The organism is Vibrio sp. AK197 (assembly GCF_053903115.1).
Genome location: NZ_CP096430.1, coordinates 780,378 through 797,369, shown reverse-complemented (window position 1 = coordinate 797,369; position 16,992 = coordinate 780,378). Strand labels below are relative to the sequence as shown.

Sequence of the window (16,992 nt, the reverse complement as noted above, 5' to 3'; positions counted from 1 at the left end):
CTTGATACACGTTATTTCACGCAACCAATATGGACTTGGTGAATTAACTCTAACGTAAGATAAAAGCCAGCTCAATGTATGACAGAATCTGCTCTAATCGTTGCCTATCGTGATGTAGCACACCACACATTCTTATAACGAAATCCTGTCAATTTCCTAATGAACGGAGAAGAAAACTCAAACACTATACCCATACAATAAAGAGGGCTATCACTTAGTAAAAAGCCCAAATTCGGTATGTGATGAGTATATGAGAATAGAATATTACGATGCGCTCAGTCGCTTCTTTCATTGGGTCATGGCGGCGGTGATCATCTATGCCACCATCGCCGGGTTTGGTATGCATTGGTTTGAAGACAACATTCCAGTTCACGCCTTTCTGTCGGAAGTCAATATGTCACTAGCGACCATAGGTGCGGCGTTGTTTGTCGCTCGCTTTGTGTGGAAATATTTTCGAATCGAACCGGTGCGTAGCTACGAACTGGCTAGACACCAAAGAAGCTTGGCGAAGATGACACATGCATTGATTTATTTTGCCATGTTTGTGGTGTTCTTTAGTGGTTTTTTAATGCTCGAAAAACCCTATCGCTTTTTCTGGCTATTTCAAATTCCCAATCTGATTACAGACACAGCAATTAATCATTTTTTCTTGATCATGCACCGCGCAGCCTGTATCGGATTAACCTTCATCGTATTGGCCCACATCGCCGCAGTGGTGATTCACCAACTGGGGCGCAAAAACGTCTTAGAAACCATGCTACCAAAACATGACATGATTTAAGGCCGTCAATATTGATACGCTATCGGCTCGGCAACATCGAATTCCCCCATTGATAGCGCATCCTTTTCTCACTCTATCAAATCTGGGTGATACCACCATTTATCCTCAATGGCTTTAAACTGCTTGGTAAGATTGGGCGTTTCAATGTAAATAGGTTGTCGCTGATTCAGATTCGCGCGCTCAAATGCATTACGGGAAAAAGGATGCGATTGCAGTAATGACATTAGACTGCCATCCTCTAATGCCCTATCCAATCCTTGTTCAATCGCCTGTTTCAGTTTGAGTCGATCTTTTCTCACATAGAAAAAACGCCCGAATGGATACACTAACGTTATCGCGTCATCCACTTGTAACGCACTGTCTTGTGACGTGAATTGCTGCAGAAGCTGATAAGCTTCATTCGCGCCTAATGGCAACAAATCAAAGCGTTTGACTTCCATCATGCTGATCAAATTATTTAATTTGGCGGTGGTGATCACCGTTAGCCCGGCATGTCGAAGAATATCAACGTCGTTCCAGCCGTTGCCCTGCCCGAGTACAAAGGCTTTAAGCTGTTCTAACGTCTTCACGCTCGCGAGTCGTTCAGCATTATCGCGGTGCACAATAAACACTCGCCAACCGCTAATCCCCATATCAATCGGACGATAAATGATGTCAAAGCGATCAGCCACTTGCGGTAAGTACCCCCCATCCATCACATCAATTTCTCCCTGCTCGAGCATTAATTGCATGCGAGTCGCGGTCACTTCACGGCTATCAAACCGTACTTGGTAATCTTGCCCCGATTTTTCCAATGCCAGTGTTAAGGCAGCATAACCAAGGCTACCCGTCCCTAACCCAGATAAATTGGGGTAAACCACCTCTTGCGCCGCACTAACACTGGCACTAACTCCAATCAGCCAACCGAGAACCCACGCTCGCCACATACTGTATCACCTTATCACCAAGAGACTTATCTCAGTGTAGCCGATAAGGACAAGCTCAATCAGATCGGTGCAGGCACAGCGATCATTCACGATCGCTATGCTTACTTAATCGCACTTTGACTGCGACGGCGAATATTTTCTATCCATTGCTTTTGTAAGTAACGCTGCGCTCGCTCATTGTGAAGCTGTTCAATCGAAGGCAATGCTTCTTCAAAGCTTGCCACCCGTGCTGCTTTCTCTTCATGACAAACCACCAAATGGAAACCAGCTTCCGTTTCAATCGGTGCACTGACGATCTGCTTTGGCAACCATTGCAGCACTGCTTCGATTTCGCCAAACAGTTTCCCCGCCTCGCACCAGCCAAGCTCTCCGCCTTCCAGCGCACTCGGACACTCTGAGTTTTTCAAAGCCAATTGACCAAAGTTGTCCACCGTCGCCTCGCGGTACAGCTTTTTAATACGACTTTGCACGACCGGACGAGTGTTCTCACTAAAATCGTTATTCACCGTGATCAAAATATGGCTGATTTTCCACATCCGTGAGCGTGAGAATTTCGCCAGATTTTTAAAATAGTATTGACGCGCCATATTCATATCCATGGCTGGAACATTGGCGGAAACATTGGCTAGCACTTGTTCACACAGCAAGTCTTCTTGAAGACAGGCTTTAATGCTGGTGCGCGTTAAACGGTGTTTATTCATGGTTAGCTGAAACTGCGTTGCGTCACCACTTTGTTCGATTAACTTCGCAATCGCCTCTTCGACTTGATGGTCGCTGATGTAAATCAGTGCCGATTCCGGACTATGGCAAATCAAATTCTGAATATCTGACAGCGCTTTGGCATCGACCATGAGTTTACTGTATTCGCTGCGGCTCAACTGGTCTGGGTTAACCCCAAATTGGTCGAGCGCGAGTTTAATCAGCAAATATTGTTGACGCTGTAAGGTAAACTCTTCCTCGTTATTGTTGATGGTGGTATTCATGCTCTACCTCATTGCATTACTGAAAGGGAATATCGGCGGAATCAAGCTTGCGGATCGCCTGCAAATCCAACCAAACCCAAAACTGATTGATAAGCACCTGGACTTTGACTTTGCCGCTGGCAAGGTCGCGCTCAAAGTCGACCACTTCGACTTGCTGACCTTTATCGGCAAAAACCTCGCCCTGATGTGCCAAACTCTGATTCAGCGTGACCTGCTCTGTGCGATAAAAAGGGTTGGGCTGCCAAGTCAATTGTGCATCGATGACTTCCTTGTTACGCACGCCAATCGAGCGATCCAGCTCAGGAAAGTAGACTTGGTAAATCACTTGATCTTGAAGAAAGTAGCCGATGCTTCTCACAACGCCCACGGCTCCAGCTTCAATCAATAATTCCCCTTTTTCTTTTCCATACACCGAGCCATCATTGCGAATATCCCGCACGACACGTACTTCATCGCCAATATCGAAGCGAATCATCTCCTCATCCACAAGCGCCCTCCTCTGAAGGTTCGCAGTCATGGCATCCGCCGCAGCGCATGGCTAGCGCCGGGGCCGAGTCACCTTTAATTGCGCCACAATAGGCTTTGATAAGGGCTTGTTGATATTGACGATAAGTCAGTGCGTGGCCATCGTCAGGTAACATAGCTTGGAACAAGCGCAGTAAAGGAACCCGTTGCTTGTTCATGATTTTGGGGTCGTATCCCACCCCAAAATAATCAAAAAAATCCTCTATCGACAGCAGATCATCGATGGTTTCTAGATCAACGATGTCATCCATAACTTATGCTCCTTTACGCAACGGCAACGGCTTGCTCTAGCAATTGACATAACTCCGCGTCAGAAGGAATCCGCTTGTTCGCTTCACTCCAGCACCGCAACGCTTCCAAAAATCGAGGCTGCTGCTCGTCACTGACCGAGATTCCACGCTGATGCAGCAGCTCAATCACCGCTTTACGCCCAGAATGTTTCCCCAGCACCATTTGGTGATGCCGTCCTACCAACTCTGGAGCAAAGCCTTGATAGTTAGCGGGATCTTTCAGCAACCCATCCACGTGAATGCCAGATTCATGCGTAAAGACGTTATCGCCGACAATCGATTTATGCCCAGCGAGCTGCAAGCCTGAAAGTTGTTTTGCCAAAGAGCAGAGGGCTGGAAGCTTATCAAGCGCGACGCCCGTTCTTGCGTGACGCATCACCGACGTCGCCACACAGACTTCCTCAAGGGGGGCGTTACCCGCGCGTTCCCCCAGCCCAATTAACGTGGTGTTGACGGAATGAACCCCAGCTTGAATCGCCGCTAAAGAATTGGCGGTGGCCATGCCTAAGTCATTGTGCGCGTGCATCTCCCATTGAATACTGGCGTGAGAAACGAGGTGATGCACGCGGCTAAAGGTTTCAAATGGGTCTAGAACACCGAGCGTATCCGCAAAACGCATTCGGCTTGCGCCAGCAACTTGCGCCATGTCAGCCATAAACAACATGTCAGACATTTCAGCACGCGAGGCATCTTCAAAGCCCACGGATACTTTAAATCCATGCTGTACAGCAGAGCGCACCACATAATCGATGCGCGCCAATACTTGGCCCAAAGTTAACCCCAGTTTATGTTTCTGCTGTTGGCGAGAGGCCGGAATCGACAAGTTAATCCAATCTAACCCGAGATTGAGACTGGCATTGAGGTCATCCATCGACATCCGCCCCCAGCCCATCAATTGGCTTTCTTTCACCGTATCTCGAACCGCAAGCATGGTTTGACGCTCATGGTCACCCATCGCAGGAATACCAATTTCTAGCTCACCGACCCCTGCGGCACTCAACTGAGTGGCGAGTTGTACTTTTTCTTCCAAGCGAAACGCGACGCCAGGGCTCTGTTCGCCATCTCTGAGCGTGGTATCGTTGATCACCACTTCACGTAGGTCAGAAAACTCTCCATGTTGTAATAACGCCTTATCCATAATGCGCTCCTCCATTTGTATCGAATGTGCGTTGAGTGATGCCTGAACGCAAATCTTCGAAGTTATCTCTCAAACAGACTTGGTGTACACCAGCCCATGATTAGCCGTAAACGGGTTCAAATGATTGCAAATCCCCTTGTTGTCGCTCGTTATCCCAATAGGGTGACAAGGTACGTAAGCGTTCGACTATCGGTGGCAGGGCGGCAATGACGCGGTCAATATCTTGCTCAGTGGTAAACTTAGACAAAGAGAAACGCAGGGTGCCGTGAGCTGCAGTAAACGGAATGTCCATCGCCCGCATGACGTGGGAAGGTTCTAGAGACCCGGAGGTACATGCCGAGCCAGATGACGCCGCGATCCCGCTTTGATTAAGCAACAGCAACAGCGCCTCACCTTCAACAAACTCGACCGCAATATTGGTGGTATTCGGTACTCGATTTTCCACATCGCCCGTAATAAAGCTGTGTGGGATCGCGTTCAGTAACTCACGCTCTAGGCGGTCACGCATGGTCTGAATCGATGCGGTGTTGTTTTGCATCGATTCCATCGCAAGCTCAGCGGCTTTACCAAGCCCGATAACCGATGCTGCGTTTTCCGTTCCTGCGCGGCGTCCGCGCTCTTGATGTCCACCGCGCAGCAACGGACGAAAGCGTGTTCCGCGGCGTAAATATAGCGCGCCAACGCCTTTGGGAGCATGAAACTTATGACCGGAAATAGACACCATATCAATTGATGTATTGGCGATGGAGTACGGCATTTTTCCAGTCACTTGAACCGCATCCACATGCACTTGAATCCCAAACCCTCTGGCTTGTTTCGCCATTAATTCGACCGGAAATAAAGTGCCAGTTTCGTTATTGGCCCACATCACCGACATCACCGCAACGCGTTCACTTAGCGCATCCTCAAATGCCTCAAGATCAATTCGGCCTTGTTTATCAACACCAATCCAATGAATGGTGTAGCCTTTTCGCTCAAGGTATTGGCACAAAGATAACGTCGCTGGATGTTCGACTACCGTCGTGATGATCTCTTTACGGTCTGGCTGTGCTTCAAGCGCTGAATAAATGGCGGTCGCGGTGGCTTCAGTCGCTGAAGAAGTGAAGACAATTTCTGAGGCATATTGCGCCCCAAGCAAGGCTTGCACTTGCTCACGCGCCGTTTCTAGTGCTTTACCCACTTGAGCCCCGACTTGGTGGATGGAAGAAGGGTTACCATAAAACTCATCCAGGTACGGAATCATGGTATCAAGCACTCGAGGGTCAATACGCGTCGTCGCATTGTTGTCCAGATAGCTAAAATCAGCATTATGATTAGGCATGATAAGCCCCCTCTTTCTTATCTTCGACTTGCACTGGATACACGGTAATCGAGCGTTTTAGCTTGAGGCTGATTTTGCTTTCAATGCCATGAACCGTCATGCCAGCAAGACCACATCCCGTACATGCACCACGCAATGTGATAAACAGCATGTCATTTTCAAAATCGACAAATTCAATATCGCCGCCATCGGCTTGAATCGCAGGACGTGCGGTGTCAATCACTTCGTGGATAATCGCTAATTCGCTATCAAGCTGCTCTTGGGTTTGCGCACTGGTGGGCAGTGTCGTCACGTCGATATTACGAGCAACGGGCTTGGCCTTTGGCGCTGCGCTTGCCTGAGCAAGGCAATCTTCCAACACCAGCTCAATTTTTTCATGGCAAGACGAACAGCCGCCACCCGCTTTGGTGTAGTTCACCACTTGTTCTAAGGTGGTTAGGTTGTTTTCAGCCACCACTTTACGAATCAATACATCGTCAATAGCAAAGCACTTACAAATAAGCTCGCCTTCTTCATGGTGATCATCAAGCGTTTCACCGCGATAGTCCGCAATCGCCGCCTCCAGCGCTTCCATTCCCATCACCGAACAGTGCATTTTTTCTGGTGGTAAACCATCTAAATAATCAGCAATTTCTTGGTTGGTGACTTTTTTCGCTTCATCAAGCGTTTTACCAATGATAATCGTGGTCAATGCTGAGGATGACGCAATCGCGCTACCACAGCCAAAGGTTTGAAAACCCGCATCTTCAATTACATCGGTGTCTGGGTTAACTTTCAGTGTGAGGCTTAACGCATCGCCACAACTGATTGATCCTACGTCTCCTTTCGCATTGGCGTGTTCGACCACCTTTGCGTTATTTGGGTTAAAGAAGTGCTGCTTCACTTTTTCCGAATAATCCCACATAAGCTCTCCTTGGGTGTCGTGCAGAACAAATCATTTGCTTGCTCTTGTAATGTTCTTACTCCGCTGCAAGGAGCAATCCAGCCTATGCATAGAATTTAACTTGTTATTAAATAAGCAATTGTTGGATTTAATGTCACAAAAACAACAAGCCTCTGAACTGACAATTGTCGGAAAAGCGACAGTTTGTTGATGAAAAGACGACAAACGCCGCATAAAGCGGCGTTTGTACGTTAAAGTGAGGTAGTGACTAGGCAGTAAATGAGTGACATTTTTTGCTGCACACACTGGCGCAAGCCTGACAACCGATACAATCATCACCATTTTTAATCGTCATAACCATCATCACATCGTCTTCGTCATCATCGTCCATGTCGGCTTCAATTAAATCGAACACGTCACGAGAACAGACTTTAAAACAGCGACCACAGCCGATGCAGCATTCTTCATCAAGCCCATCAATAAAATGTGGCTTCCACTCACTCCCTCCTCGGGTGTACCCCACGACATTATCCATAATTCTCTCCTTCTCATTGCTTCCATATTGGGATGTAAATTTGCCGCTCACCAAGGTTCGTCGAGCAAGCTATCTAGGTAGCTCGATGAGTCGTCGCCACGCTGTTCACTTTTGAGCGCGCGCGTCATCCATCCAGCTGGTTTTTGGTTAAGTTCTTGGCCAATTTGCTGCAGAGACTCACTGATCGACACCCCCTCATCCACTCGGATCGGGAAGATCTGTTTTGCCAATAACTGGCGCAGCGCTGAAGCGCCACACGCATTACAAAACACCGCATCACACTCTTTAAGCAAATTGATTTTATCTGGCAAACGATTGTGCCCCTGAGCTAATTCATCGGTGAATTCCACCGCATCCAGCAGTTGGTGCCCGGAGTAATCGACACCATAGATAAGAAACGTTCGCGCATGACCGAAATGCTCATCAATCATCAGCCGTGAATGGGTCGCAAACGCCACTTTCAGTACCGGGTTAAACGGCGCATCGGACGCGGTCTCGAGATGAAGCTTGCGCACTGTCATACTGGCACCACCTTATCGGCTGAAAAATAGTATTGGCTGATATGCGGCTCGACTTCATGGTGTTGATTGCGCAAAAGTGCATTGGCGAAGGCATAAAGCCGAGCACGAGCGCCCTCATAACCAAACTGCAAAATATCCATATTGCCAAAGTGATCGTAACAGGGATAACCCGCGCGAATCACCGGCACTTGCGGCTCGCAAATTTGCGCGCAGTGGGAGTTGCCCACCACCACATCAATACTCTCAAGTTGTTGACTGACAACCGATAAATCCCCAACCACCACGTTATCAAGCAAATAGCGCTGAAAGAGCTTGGCCGCAGACGTGGTGACCACCAAGGGCAGTTCCGCGCCGACTTCTTGCAGCAACTGAATGTAGCCTTGGGCTAAATCTGGCTCAGCAGCAATCGCCACTAGGCTACCGCTAAGTACAAAGTGAGTGTCAAGCATTGCATCTTGGAGACGTTTACGTTCACGCTCAAACCACAGTGGAACAGGCTTACCACTCAAATGTGCCAAACCATCGAGCAGATGATCGGTGGCTTGCAGCCCCATCCCTAGACCACAACATAAGTAATCAATGTGAAAGCTCTGCTTTAACCACTTTGCGGTGCCGTACATCGACTCACCAATCACCAGCGTCAAGGCCGCGCTTGAAACGCGATGCACCTGCTCAAGCGTGGTGCCGCCTGTCGAGGTTGGGCTAAAGTCCGCTTGGTCAAGATGACCGTCGAGTGATTCTGAGAGATCAGGAAGAAATATACCTTCTAAATCAAATGCATCCAGATAACGACGAATTAAATCAATATCGGCACTCGTCACCGCCGAGGAACACAACACATTGACCAAATTCGCCTGCTTGTGACGCGGGTTCGCGTCGGCGCATTGACGCACGATGGCATCCACAAAACGCGCGTATCCGGTTTCCAAACTCCCTTTAAAATCTGGCGTTGCAACAGGGACAACCTCAATCCCTAAAAATTGTGGGTACTGCTGCTTGAACATTTTTACGGCACGCTGAATATCGCTGCCCTGCATTTCAGTCAGGCCGGTGGTGAATACCGCGATGCACTGCGGATGATATTTAGTGGCTAAGGTGTGCAGCGCTTGAATTAAGTTATCATCGGCGCCCATCACTGCTGCAACTTGGTCAACCGCACTGTTTTGCAACGGAATAGGCTCACGTAAATGCTGAATAAGATACACTTTGGCAAACGCGCTACACCCCTGTGAGCCGTGCATCAAGGGAATGGTTGAATCAAAGCCCATTGCCGCCAAAGTTGCCCCTGTCGGCTGGCTGGTTTTCAGCGGCTGAGTCACCAGAGCATCGGTTAAGGTACGAATCTCGGTCATTACATCGACTCCTTCATACAAAATTGCACTTTAAGCATATTGAGCACAACGTCGTCGCGAGTTTGCCGCCAGACGGGAATGCTGTTGACGTGACGCCAAATCGGGCTAGTCAAGGTCCGTTTCAGCTCTTTGGCTAAGGTGATCATGCCCTCATACCCTGCGTAAGCATGCTCTCGCTCTTGGTTGATGTCTAAAAAGGGCATTTTGGCTTTCAGTGCCGTGTACATGTTACGTCCACCAGCAATCATAATGTCCGCGTTATGATTGTACGCGACATCAAGTAAGTTACGCGCCCCGCCTTCATCGAGCATTAAGGCATCATCGCCCATGATGGTTTGAATCCGCGCTTTGTCCGCTTGGGTGGATTTTTTGGTGCCAGTCGCCACCACTTCAATACCCAGTTCTTGCAGCGCCGAAACCACAGACCAAGATTTCACTCCCCCGGTATACAGCAAAGCCTTTTTACCTTGTAACACCGCTTTATAAGGTGCCAATTCGGCGCGAACACGTTGCTCTTCGCGCGCGATGACCTGCTCAACATGCTGAGTCAACTGCGCGTCGCCCAGCAAGCGCGCAAACTCGCGCAGCGCATTGGAGGTATCTTCAATGCCGTAGAAACTGCCCTCAAACCACGGAATATTCCATTTTTCATTCAGCTTACGAGCGACATTGATTTGTGCACGTGAACAGACGACCATCGCCGCCTCGGCGCGATGCATGGTTTGTATCTGATGAAATTGAGTATCGCCGGCTAAGCAGCACAACACTCGAACCCCCACCTCTTCAAACAGCGGCGACACATGCCAGAACTCGCCGGCAATGTTGTACTCACCGATCAACACGATATCGTGCACCTTACGGCAAGGATCATGCGCCATCGGCGGTTTTTCCGGAGGCTCTGCTGTCCCAACGACACGCTCAACCATCACCTCTCCAGCAATGCGGTTGCCAAGGTTTTTACTGCCATAAAAACCGGCTGCATCAATGGCAATCACAGGGATATTCCAGCGCTGCTCTGCCAACTGACAAATGGCATCGACATCATTACCTTCAAGGGCGGGGACACAGGTGACATACACAAACACCGCTGGCGGATTGTGATTTTCAATCAGCTCTTTAATTGCATGCAGCAAGCGTTTCTCTGCTCGGCCCATGATTACGTCTTGCTCGTTAAGGTCAGTAGTAAAGCCAAAGCGAAATAGGTTATTGGCGGTAGCGCGCGTCCCACGATTGTCCCAACTGTTTCCCGCACAGGCGATCGGCCCATGGACTAAGTGGCCGACATCGGCGATCGGTAATAGGCTGATCTGAGCCCCATCAAAGCTGCAGCCTCCTGCTGTTGCTCCTGGGGTTGGACGAGAACATCCCTGCTTATTGCCATCATTGTGCTCACAGGCAGGCTCATTTTGCAGCTCTTGAATCTCTTTCTGTTTCATACTTGCCGCTCCTTTGCTAGTCATTCTTTGCTCTTGCAATTCACGACCCAACCTCTAACTCTATGTTTTTATTGAAAGTAGATGATGATTTATGGGGTTTAAGGTGACAATTTGTCATAAAGCAGACAAAAAAAAGCCTGCTGACACAGGCTGAAATGACAAAAGGACAATTCACAAGTTAATAATTAGGCAGGGATCGCCGGAGCCAGTTTGTTGGCGAGCCATTTAGGTGGGTTATTGGCCAACACGGCCGATAACTCCTCTAATTGGATTTGACTGGCACAAGGCGCTTTTACTTTAACGGGATGAACGCCCGCACGTGTGACTTTGGCTGCCGCAGGGCCGCCAATAGAAAGCGTGAACAGCAGATCACATCCTTCCAGTAATGACACCAAATACACCGAACGTTCTTCCCCTTTCAACTGAGTATTCACACTTCGAACATCGACCAGTTGATGCGTATTTTGACTTACCTGATAGACCAAAATACGTAAACAGGATCCAAAGTGCCCATCGAGTTGTTGCTCACGGTTAGAGGTGATGGCGACCGTTAAACTCGGCTCACTGAGCGGCTGATAGTCGCTGATGGTCGGTTCATCTGTTTCACCAATTGTGAGGCTCGACAGCACAGCATAAGCATTATCTAAGTCATAGCGACTAAAATCATTGCTAAGCTTGGCTGCCATTGAGCGCCATTTTTTCGGACTCAACGACGTTAATTTCTCTTCGCTTAAAGGCGTACCTAAATTGGTGGTTAACAGCGCAAGTAGAGATTTAACCTCAACCCCTTTTAATGCTTTTGCGGCAAGACCGATGCGCAGCGCAACATGCTCATTTAGCGCAATGGAATCCATGATGACCTCCTTGTTATCACCTAGCTAAACGGCCGCTCGAAGGCGCCGCGCTCGAACCGAAATTGGAAAGCTGGGTTTGGCGCCGGGGTCAACGTAATAAGCGGCACCATTCGCCAGCTCAATTTCGCCTCCCCATTTGTCGTCGCTTTCAAATTCAACCCGGGTGATATGTTCTTCCAAATCTTTCTTTGCAAGGTACAAAGACAAGCGTCCTTGCTCGGTATACTGAATCATGACATTTGCCATAAAGATGCTCTCCTAAGCATGGCAGACCAGCACCACATCGAATCGGTACTGGTCTGCCTATCAGGTTATCGAACCAAATCGAAGCCGTAGTCAGTGACACCCATCACTTTGGTATCACGGTCAAGCTTAGTGAGGACTTCATTGACCAAGGTCTTGAGAATGTACATTCCGCCTTCATACCCGAGCGTGGTTTCACGGTGCAGATGGTGACGGTCAAAAATTGGGAAACCAATTCGAACCAACGGAACTTCAAACTCTGGGCCTTTGGCAAAGGTGTCGCGTTCGATGAACTTACCGTAAGAGTTACCAATCATCAGATCCGGTTTTTCGGTAAACATCAGTGAGCGGAAATGCCATAAATCTTTACCAATAAACACTTGTGCATCTTTGGTGTATGGCGACTCTGCGCACAACGCTTCCATTTTCTTACGCCAGCGTTTATTGGCGTTATGACAAAGGACATGTTTCACTTCACAGCCGAGTTCAGACAGGAATTTCACCATGCCAAGCAAGTAATCTGGATCGCCATACAGTGAAATCGAGACCCCATGTAACCAAGTGTGCGAGTCCGTCATCATATCCACCAAACGTCCGCGCTCTTTGACAATCGATTCTGGAATCTCTTGACCTGAGATTTCAGCCACTTTCATTACGAACTCATCAGTCCAATCCAATCCCATTGGAATGTGGACATCCGGCACATCTTGCTCCCAAGTGGTTTTGATGAACTTGCTGCTTTTCACTGATTGATCAGGCTGCAAGAACAAGGTCGCTTTCGCATTTGGCGCTTGTTTGACATCTTCCACTTTCGTGCCACCAGCGTACATGCGATATTCGCCATCAGCTGGCGTATCAAGCACTTCTGATGGGTCACAGAGCATGGTGTATTCAACGCCCATTTCTTCCATCATGCGCTTAATAACCCGGTAGTTACCAAGATAGGTTTCAAAGCCAGGAACAATGTTGATCGAGTTATTACTGCCAGCTTGGTTTTGATCTTTTTCGTTTAAGGTGAAATAACGTAGAACCCCTTCCAGCATGCCATCCCAGCCCGCGACATGGCTGCCGACAAAGCTTGGCGTATGCGCAAATGGCGTCGGGATATCTTCTGGAATATACCCTTCTTTTTTGGCATTACCGATAAAGGCATTCAAGTCATCACCAATCACTTCCGCCATACAGGTGGTGGACACTGCGATCATTTCAGGCTTGTACAAGGCATAAGCATTCTGCAGGCCAGCAAACATGTTTTTCTGACCACCAAATACCGCCGCATCTTCCGTCATTGAGTCAGACACACAAGCGACCGGCTCTTTGAAGTGACGATTAAAGTAGGTTCGAAAATACGCCACACAACCTTGAGAGCCGTGTACATAAGGCAGGGTATTTTCAAATCCGAGGGCACACAGCACGCTCCCTAGTGGCTGACACGCTTTCGCAGGGTCAATGGTGACGTGCTTGCGTTTAAAATTCAGTTCCTTGTACTCTTCTGTGGTGGTCCAATCGAAGACTTCTTTAACTTTGGCTTCATCCACATGTTGTTCAAAACCTGATTGCTTCTTAGCAATCATCTCTTGGTATTCCGACTGATTAAACAGTGGGAAACCTGGTTTTATTGCATCTACATCTTGAGTCATAACGTTTCTCCTACCATGCCACTCATGCGTGAACGATGGTTCGGTCAATTACTTCCGTGTCTCTTAAGCGGTTTGCGCTAATTCAACGTCAGATTCCTTTTCAACAAGCCAAGGCGCTTTCATCTTGTTCCAGCAAGGGTTGTTGAGTGTTAAGTCCATATCGCGAGCAAAAATCGCAAAGCCATCGACCCCGTGATAAGGGCCTGAGTAATCCCAGCTGTGCATTTGACGGAATGGGAAGCCCATTTTTTGGAAGACGTACTTCTCTTTGACACCCGAGCCAATCAAATCAGGGTTGAGTTTTTTGACAAACTCTTCCAATTCATAGCTTGAAGCATCATCCATCAACAACGTGGCGTCTTTCATTTCTGGAACGGTTTTGACGTAGTCATCGTTGTGCGCGAACTCATACCCAGCGCCGACGATTTCCATGCCCAAATCTTCGTACGCACCAATGATGTGACGCGGACGCAAACCACCGACATAAAGCATGACTTTTTTGCCTTCAAGACGTGGTCGATACTTCTCAATCACCGCATTCCATTGCTGTTCATAACGCTTGATGACTTCTTCGGTTTGGGTTTGAATTTTTTCATCAAACATCGCCGCTATCTTACGCATAGATTCAACAATTTTGGTGGGACCAAACAGGTTGTATTCCACCCATGGCACGCCATGCTTTTCTTCCATATAACGCACGATGTAGTTCATCGAACGGTAACAGTGCACCAAGTTGAGTTTGACTTTCGGTGTCGCTTCCATTTCCGGCAACGTGCCGTCACCAGACCATTGAGCGACCACGCGCAGCCCCATGTCTTCGAGAATGATACGAGAAGACCAAGCATCGCCACCGATGTTGTAGTCACCAATAATCGCGACATCATAATCTGTGGTTTCAAACTCGACACTGTCAGGAGCATCAAGTACATAGTCACGAATGGTATCGTTCGCAATGTGGTGACCCAGTGACTGAGAAACACCGCGGAAGCCTTCACAGCGGACAGGCACCACTTTTTTCTCCAACTCTTTTGACTTGGTACGAGCTACCGCTTCGATATCATCCCCGATCAAACCCACCGGACATTCCGATTGCACGGAATAGCCTTTGACCAAAGGAAATAACTCATTCAGCTCATCCAATGCTGCCGAGAGTTTTTTGTCACCACCAAATACGATGTCACGCTCTTGGAAATCAGTGGTGAAGTTCATGGTGCCAAAACTGTCGATACCAGTATGGCCCACATAATAGTTACGACGGCCTGCACGTGAGTATTGACCGCATCCAATCGGACCATGAGAGATATGAATCATATCTTTTACTGGCCCCCACACTACCCCTTTCGAGCCTGCATACGCACAGCCACGGACGGTCATTACGCCCGGTAATGATTTACGGTTAGAGGTGATACATTTGCTGCCTTCGCTTGAAGGGTCATTGACGGTTAAGTGCTTTTGTCGGTCTTCGCGAGCTACCTCAGGATAGACCTCCAACACCTCATCAATGATCGCTTGGGTCTCTTGCTTATTCATTGACATCCTTGCCTCCAGATATCGTTGTATATCAGGTCAACGCCAGTGCGCTGAAGTTATGCCACTGCTTCTTCACTGGCGGTTTTACCGATGATGGATTCATCTTCTTCATCAATGATGCCGAATTCCATCAATAGCTCTTCCAGTTCATCCATGGTTGATGGCTCTGGAATCACAAACAATTCGTTGTCGATGATTTTCTTCGCAAGGGTGCGATATTCATCGGCTTGTTTGCAGGTTGGGTCATACTCAATCACTGTCATACGGCGAATTTCAGCACGTTGAACAATGTTGTCACGTGGAACGAAGTGGATCATTTGAGTACCGATTTTCTCAGCCAGTGCTTCAATCAATTCATCCTCACGGTCTGTATTACGAGAGTTACAAATAAGACCAGCAAGACGAACACCACCGGTAGCGGCATACTTACAAATCCCTTTTGAAATGTTATTTGCGGCGTACATTGCCATCATCTCACCAGAACAAACGATGTAGATTTCTTGCGCTTTGTTTTCACGAATTGGCATCGCGAAACCACCACATACAACGTCACCCAATACGTCGTAGAACACGAAGTCGAGGTCATCTTCATACGCACCTTCTTCTTCTAGGAAGTTGATTGCGGTAATAACACCACGACCGGCACAACCCACACCTGGCTCAGGACCGCCTGACTCCACGCAACGAACATCGCCGTATCCGACTTTAAGCACGTCTTCAAGCTCAATATCCTCAACAGAACCTTGTTCTGCCGCCATTTCCATAATGGTGCTTTGCGCTTTAGAGTGCAGGATCAAACGTGTTGAATCTGCTTTTGGGTCACAGCCGACGATCATGACTTTTTTGCCAAGTTCAGCGAGCGCTGCTACTAAGTTTTGAGTTGTGGTTGATTTACCGATACCACCTTTTCCATAAATCGCACATTGACGAATTGCCATGGTCTTTCTCCTTAAAGTTAAATAAGACTCATGGACCTTGTGTGCGAAATTCACACCAAAAAATTAATAGATAAAAATCATAAACTTAGAAATAGTCGCTATCGCCATTGTTCGCTCTATTTGCGACATTGTCAGCTTTGCAACATGGCTTTGTAGGTTTGTGAGGGCAAAAAAATCGCCGTTGTAGAAAAGAAAAAGTCAGCCCAAGGCTGACTTTTTATACTGAAACTGGATATACGACGTTAAGCATGAAAGCCCAACGTCGCCGCAATATCGGACTGGCGTTCACTCACCCACTGGCTGTCAAACGGCCCCCAATCAGATAATTGATAATACCCATCGTTGTGGCGTCGCCCGTCTTGAATAAACATCAATTCGATACCAATTCCCGGAAGGGCCTTGATGACATCTTGAATGGTACGACGTGGCCACCCCGTTTGTTCAATCAGTTTCGGCACATTTGGCCGCTCCAGATTTTCGACTAACAACGCCAGATATAGACGCCTGGCAAAAACAGGACTCAACTCCATTGATACCTCCCTAAAGATCTCCAAAGTTATTATTTCTGTTTTGCCTTGCCATGTGTTGCGTTTGATCAATAACACTCCATTCGGTAGGGGTATTTGCTGTTAATTTTCGATCAAATAAAAACTTTGGCGTGTATTTTGTCTCCTTAAGCGCTTCCTGTTAGGATGCTGAGACAATAAAAACATCAGTGTAGATAAAGGATGATTATGGCCATTACTATGTACGGCATTGCCAATTGCGATACGATCAAAAAAGCTAAAAAGTGGCTCGAAAGCCAGGAGATTGAATATCAATTTCATGACTACCGCAAACAAGGGGTTGATGCCGAAATGGTGAGCACATTTTGCTCTCAGCTTGGCTGGGAAAATGTCCTCAACAAACGCGGAACCACTTACCGTCAACTGAGTGCAGAGCAAAAAGAGACACTTGACGAAACGAGCGCGATGCCACTTCTCGTGGAACAACCCGCGATGATTAAACGTCCGATTTTAGTGGTTGATGGTCAATATCATCTGGGCTTTAAAGCTCAGCAATACGAACAAATTTTTGCCTAATAAAGGAATTCAAG

Annotated in this window: 19 protein-coding genes; 2 read left to right on the top strand and 17 right to left on the bottom strand. The window is 47.9% G+C overall.

From position 1 onward, the window contains the following. The first annotated feature begins 250 nt into the window (after positions 1-250). Entirely contained in the window at positions 251-781 is a 531-nt protein-coding gene (locus tag M1D72_RS10940; protein WP_456296892.1) for a cytochrome b, read from the top strand. A gap of 68 nt (positions 782-849) precedes the next feature. On the opposite strand, the gene M1D72_RS10935 is transcribed toward M1D72_RS10940, so the two are convergent. The 17 genes from M1D72_RS10935 to M1D72_RS10855 all read right to left on the bottom strand — a co-directional run bounded on the left by M1D72_RS10935 (position 850) and on the right by M1D72_RS10855 (position 16,426). Beyond that, complete coding sequence (locus M1D72_RS10935; RefSeq protein ID WP_456296891.1) at positions 850-1,707, bottom strand: hypothetical protein; 858 nt, start codon at positions 1,705-1,707, stop codon at positions 850-852. A gap of 101 nt (positions 1,708-1,808) precedes the next feature. After that, positions 1,809-2,690 carry a peptidylprolyl isomerase gene (locus M1D72_RS10930; protein ID WP_456296890.1) on the bottom strand — a complete coding sequence of 294 codons (882 nt, stop codon included), beginning with the start codon at positions 2,688-2,690 and terminating at the stop codon, positions 1,809-1,811. 16 nt (positions 2,691-2,706) lie between these two features. Continuing rightward, on the bottom strand, positions 2,707-3,177 hold the full coding sequence (locus M1D72_RS10925) for a nitrogen fixation protein NifZ (protein ID WP_456296889.1): 471 nt from the start codon (positions 3,175-3,177) through the stop codon (positions 2,707-2,709). After that, positions 3,170-3,466, bottom strand: a complete 297-nt coding sequence (locus tag M1D72_RS10920) for a nitrogenase-stabilizing/protective protein NifW (protein WP_390191070.1) — start codon at positions 3,464-3,466, stop codon at positions 3,170-3,172. The genes M1D72_RS10925 and M1D72_RS10920 overlap by 8 nt, the downstream gene beginning before the upstream one ends. Positions 3,467-3,479: 13 nt before the next feature. Then, entirely contained in the window at positions 3,480-4,643 is a 1,164-nt protein-coding gene (gene nifV, locus M1D72_RS10915) for a homocitrate synthase (RefSeq protein ID WP_456296888.1), read from the bottom strand. A gap of 100 nt (positions 4,644-4,743) precedes the next feature. After that, on the bottom strand, positions 4,744-5,964 hold the full coding sequence (gene nifS, locus M1D72_RS10910; RefSeq protein ID WP_456296887.1) for a cysteine desulfurase NifS: 1,221 nt from the start codon (positions 5,962-5,964) through the stop codon (positions 4,744-4,746). Beyond that, positions 5,957-6,868 carry a Fe-S cluster assembly protein NifU gene (nifU, locus tag M1D72_RS10905; RefSeq protein WP_390191075.1) on the bottom strand — a complete coding sequence of 304 codons (912 nt, stop codon included), beginning with the start codon at positions 6,866-6,868 and terminating at the stop codon, positions 5,957-5,959. Before nifU ends, nifS begins: the two co-directional genes overlap by 8 nt. Positions 6,869-7,115: 247 nt before the next feature. Beyond that, entirely contained in the window at positions 7,116-7,382 is a 267-nt protein-coding gene (gene fdxB, locus M1D72_RS10900; RefSeq protein WP_390191076.1) for a ferredoxin III, nif-specific, read from the bottom strand. A gap of 47 nt (positions 7,383-7,429) precedes the next feature. Beyond that, entirely contained in the window at positions 7,430-7,903 is a 474-nt protein-coding gene (locus M1D72_RS10895) for a NifB/NifX family molybdenum-iron cluster-binding protein (RefSeq protein ID WP_456296886.1), read from the bottom strand. Continuing rightward, positions 7,900-9,255: a nitrogenase iron-molybdenum cofactor biosynthesis protein NifN gene (nifN, locus tag M1D72_RS10890; protein WP_456296885.1), complete on the bottom strand. Its 1,356-nt coding sequence runs from the start codon at positions 9,253-9,255 to the stop codon at positions 7,900-7,902. Before nifN ends, M1D72_RS10895 begins: the two co-directional genes overlap by 4 nt. After that, the gene (gene nifE / locus M1D72_RS10885) at positions 9,255-10,691 is read right to left on the bottom strand and encodes a nitrogenase iron-molybdenum cofactor biosynthesis protein NifE (RefSeq protein WP_456296884.1); all 1,437 of its coding nucleotides are present in this window, start codon (positions 10,689-10,691) and stop codon (positions 9,255-9,257) included. Before nifE ends, nifN begins: the two co-directional genes overlap by 1 nt. Positions 10,692-10,876: 185 nt before the next feature. Next, entirely contained in the window at positions 10,877-11,545 is a 669-nt protein-coding gene (locus M1D72_RS10880) for a NifB/NifX family molybdenum-iron cluster-binding protein (RefSeq protein ID WP_456296883.1), read from the bottom strand. Between the two features lie 24 nt (positions 11,546-11,569). After that, a complete protein-coding gene (nifT, locus tag M1D72_RS10875; protein WP_456296882.1) occupies positions 11,570-11,791 on the bottom strand; it encodes a putative nitrogen fixation protein NifT in 222 nt (73 codons plus the stop codon). A gap of 65 nt (positions 11,792-11,856) precedes the next feature. Next, positions 11,857-13,428, bottom strand: coding sequence for a nitrogenase molybdenum-iron protein subunit beta (gene nifK, locus M1D72_RS10870; protein ID WP_456296881.1), 1,572 nt, complete (start codon positions 13,426-13,428; stop codon positions 11,857-11,859). A gap of 63 nt (positions 13,429-13,491) precedes the next feature. Next, a complete protein-coding gene (nifD, locus tag M1D72_RS10865) occupies positions 13,492-14,958 on the bottom strand; it encodes a nitrogenase molybdenum-iron protein alpha chain (RefSeq protein ID WP_456296880.1) in 1,467 nt (488 codons plus the stop codon). A 56-nt stretch (positions 14,959-15,014) separates the two neighbouring features. Further along, positions 15,015-15,896, bottom strand: a complete 882-nt coding sequence (nifH, locus tag M1D72_RS10860) for a nitrogenase iron protein (RefSeq protein ID WP_456296879.1) — start codon at positions 15,894-15,896, stop codon at positions 15,015-15,017. Positions 15,897-16,138: 242 nt separating this feature from the next. Further along, positions 16,139-16,426 carry a winged helix-turn-helix domain-containing protein gene (locus M1D72_RS10855; protein ID WP_390191092.1) on the bottom strand — a complete coding sequence of 96 codons (288 nt, stop codon included), beginning with the start codon at positions 16,424-16,426 and terminating at the stop codon, positions 16,139-16,141. Between the two features lie 204 nt (positions 16,427-16,630). On the opposite strand from M1D72_RS10855, the gene M1D72_RS10850 reads away from it, so the two are divergent. Then, a complete protein-coding gene (locus M1D72_RS10850; RefSeq protein WP_456296878.1) occupies positions 16,631-16,978 on the top strand; it encodes an ArsC family reductase in 348 nt (115 codons plus the stop codon). Positions 16,979-16,992: the final 14 nt, after the last annotated feature.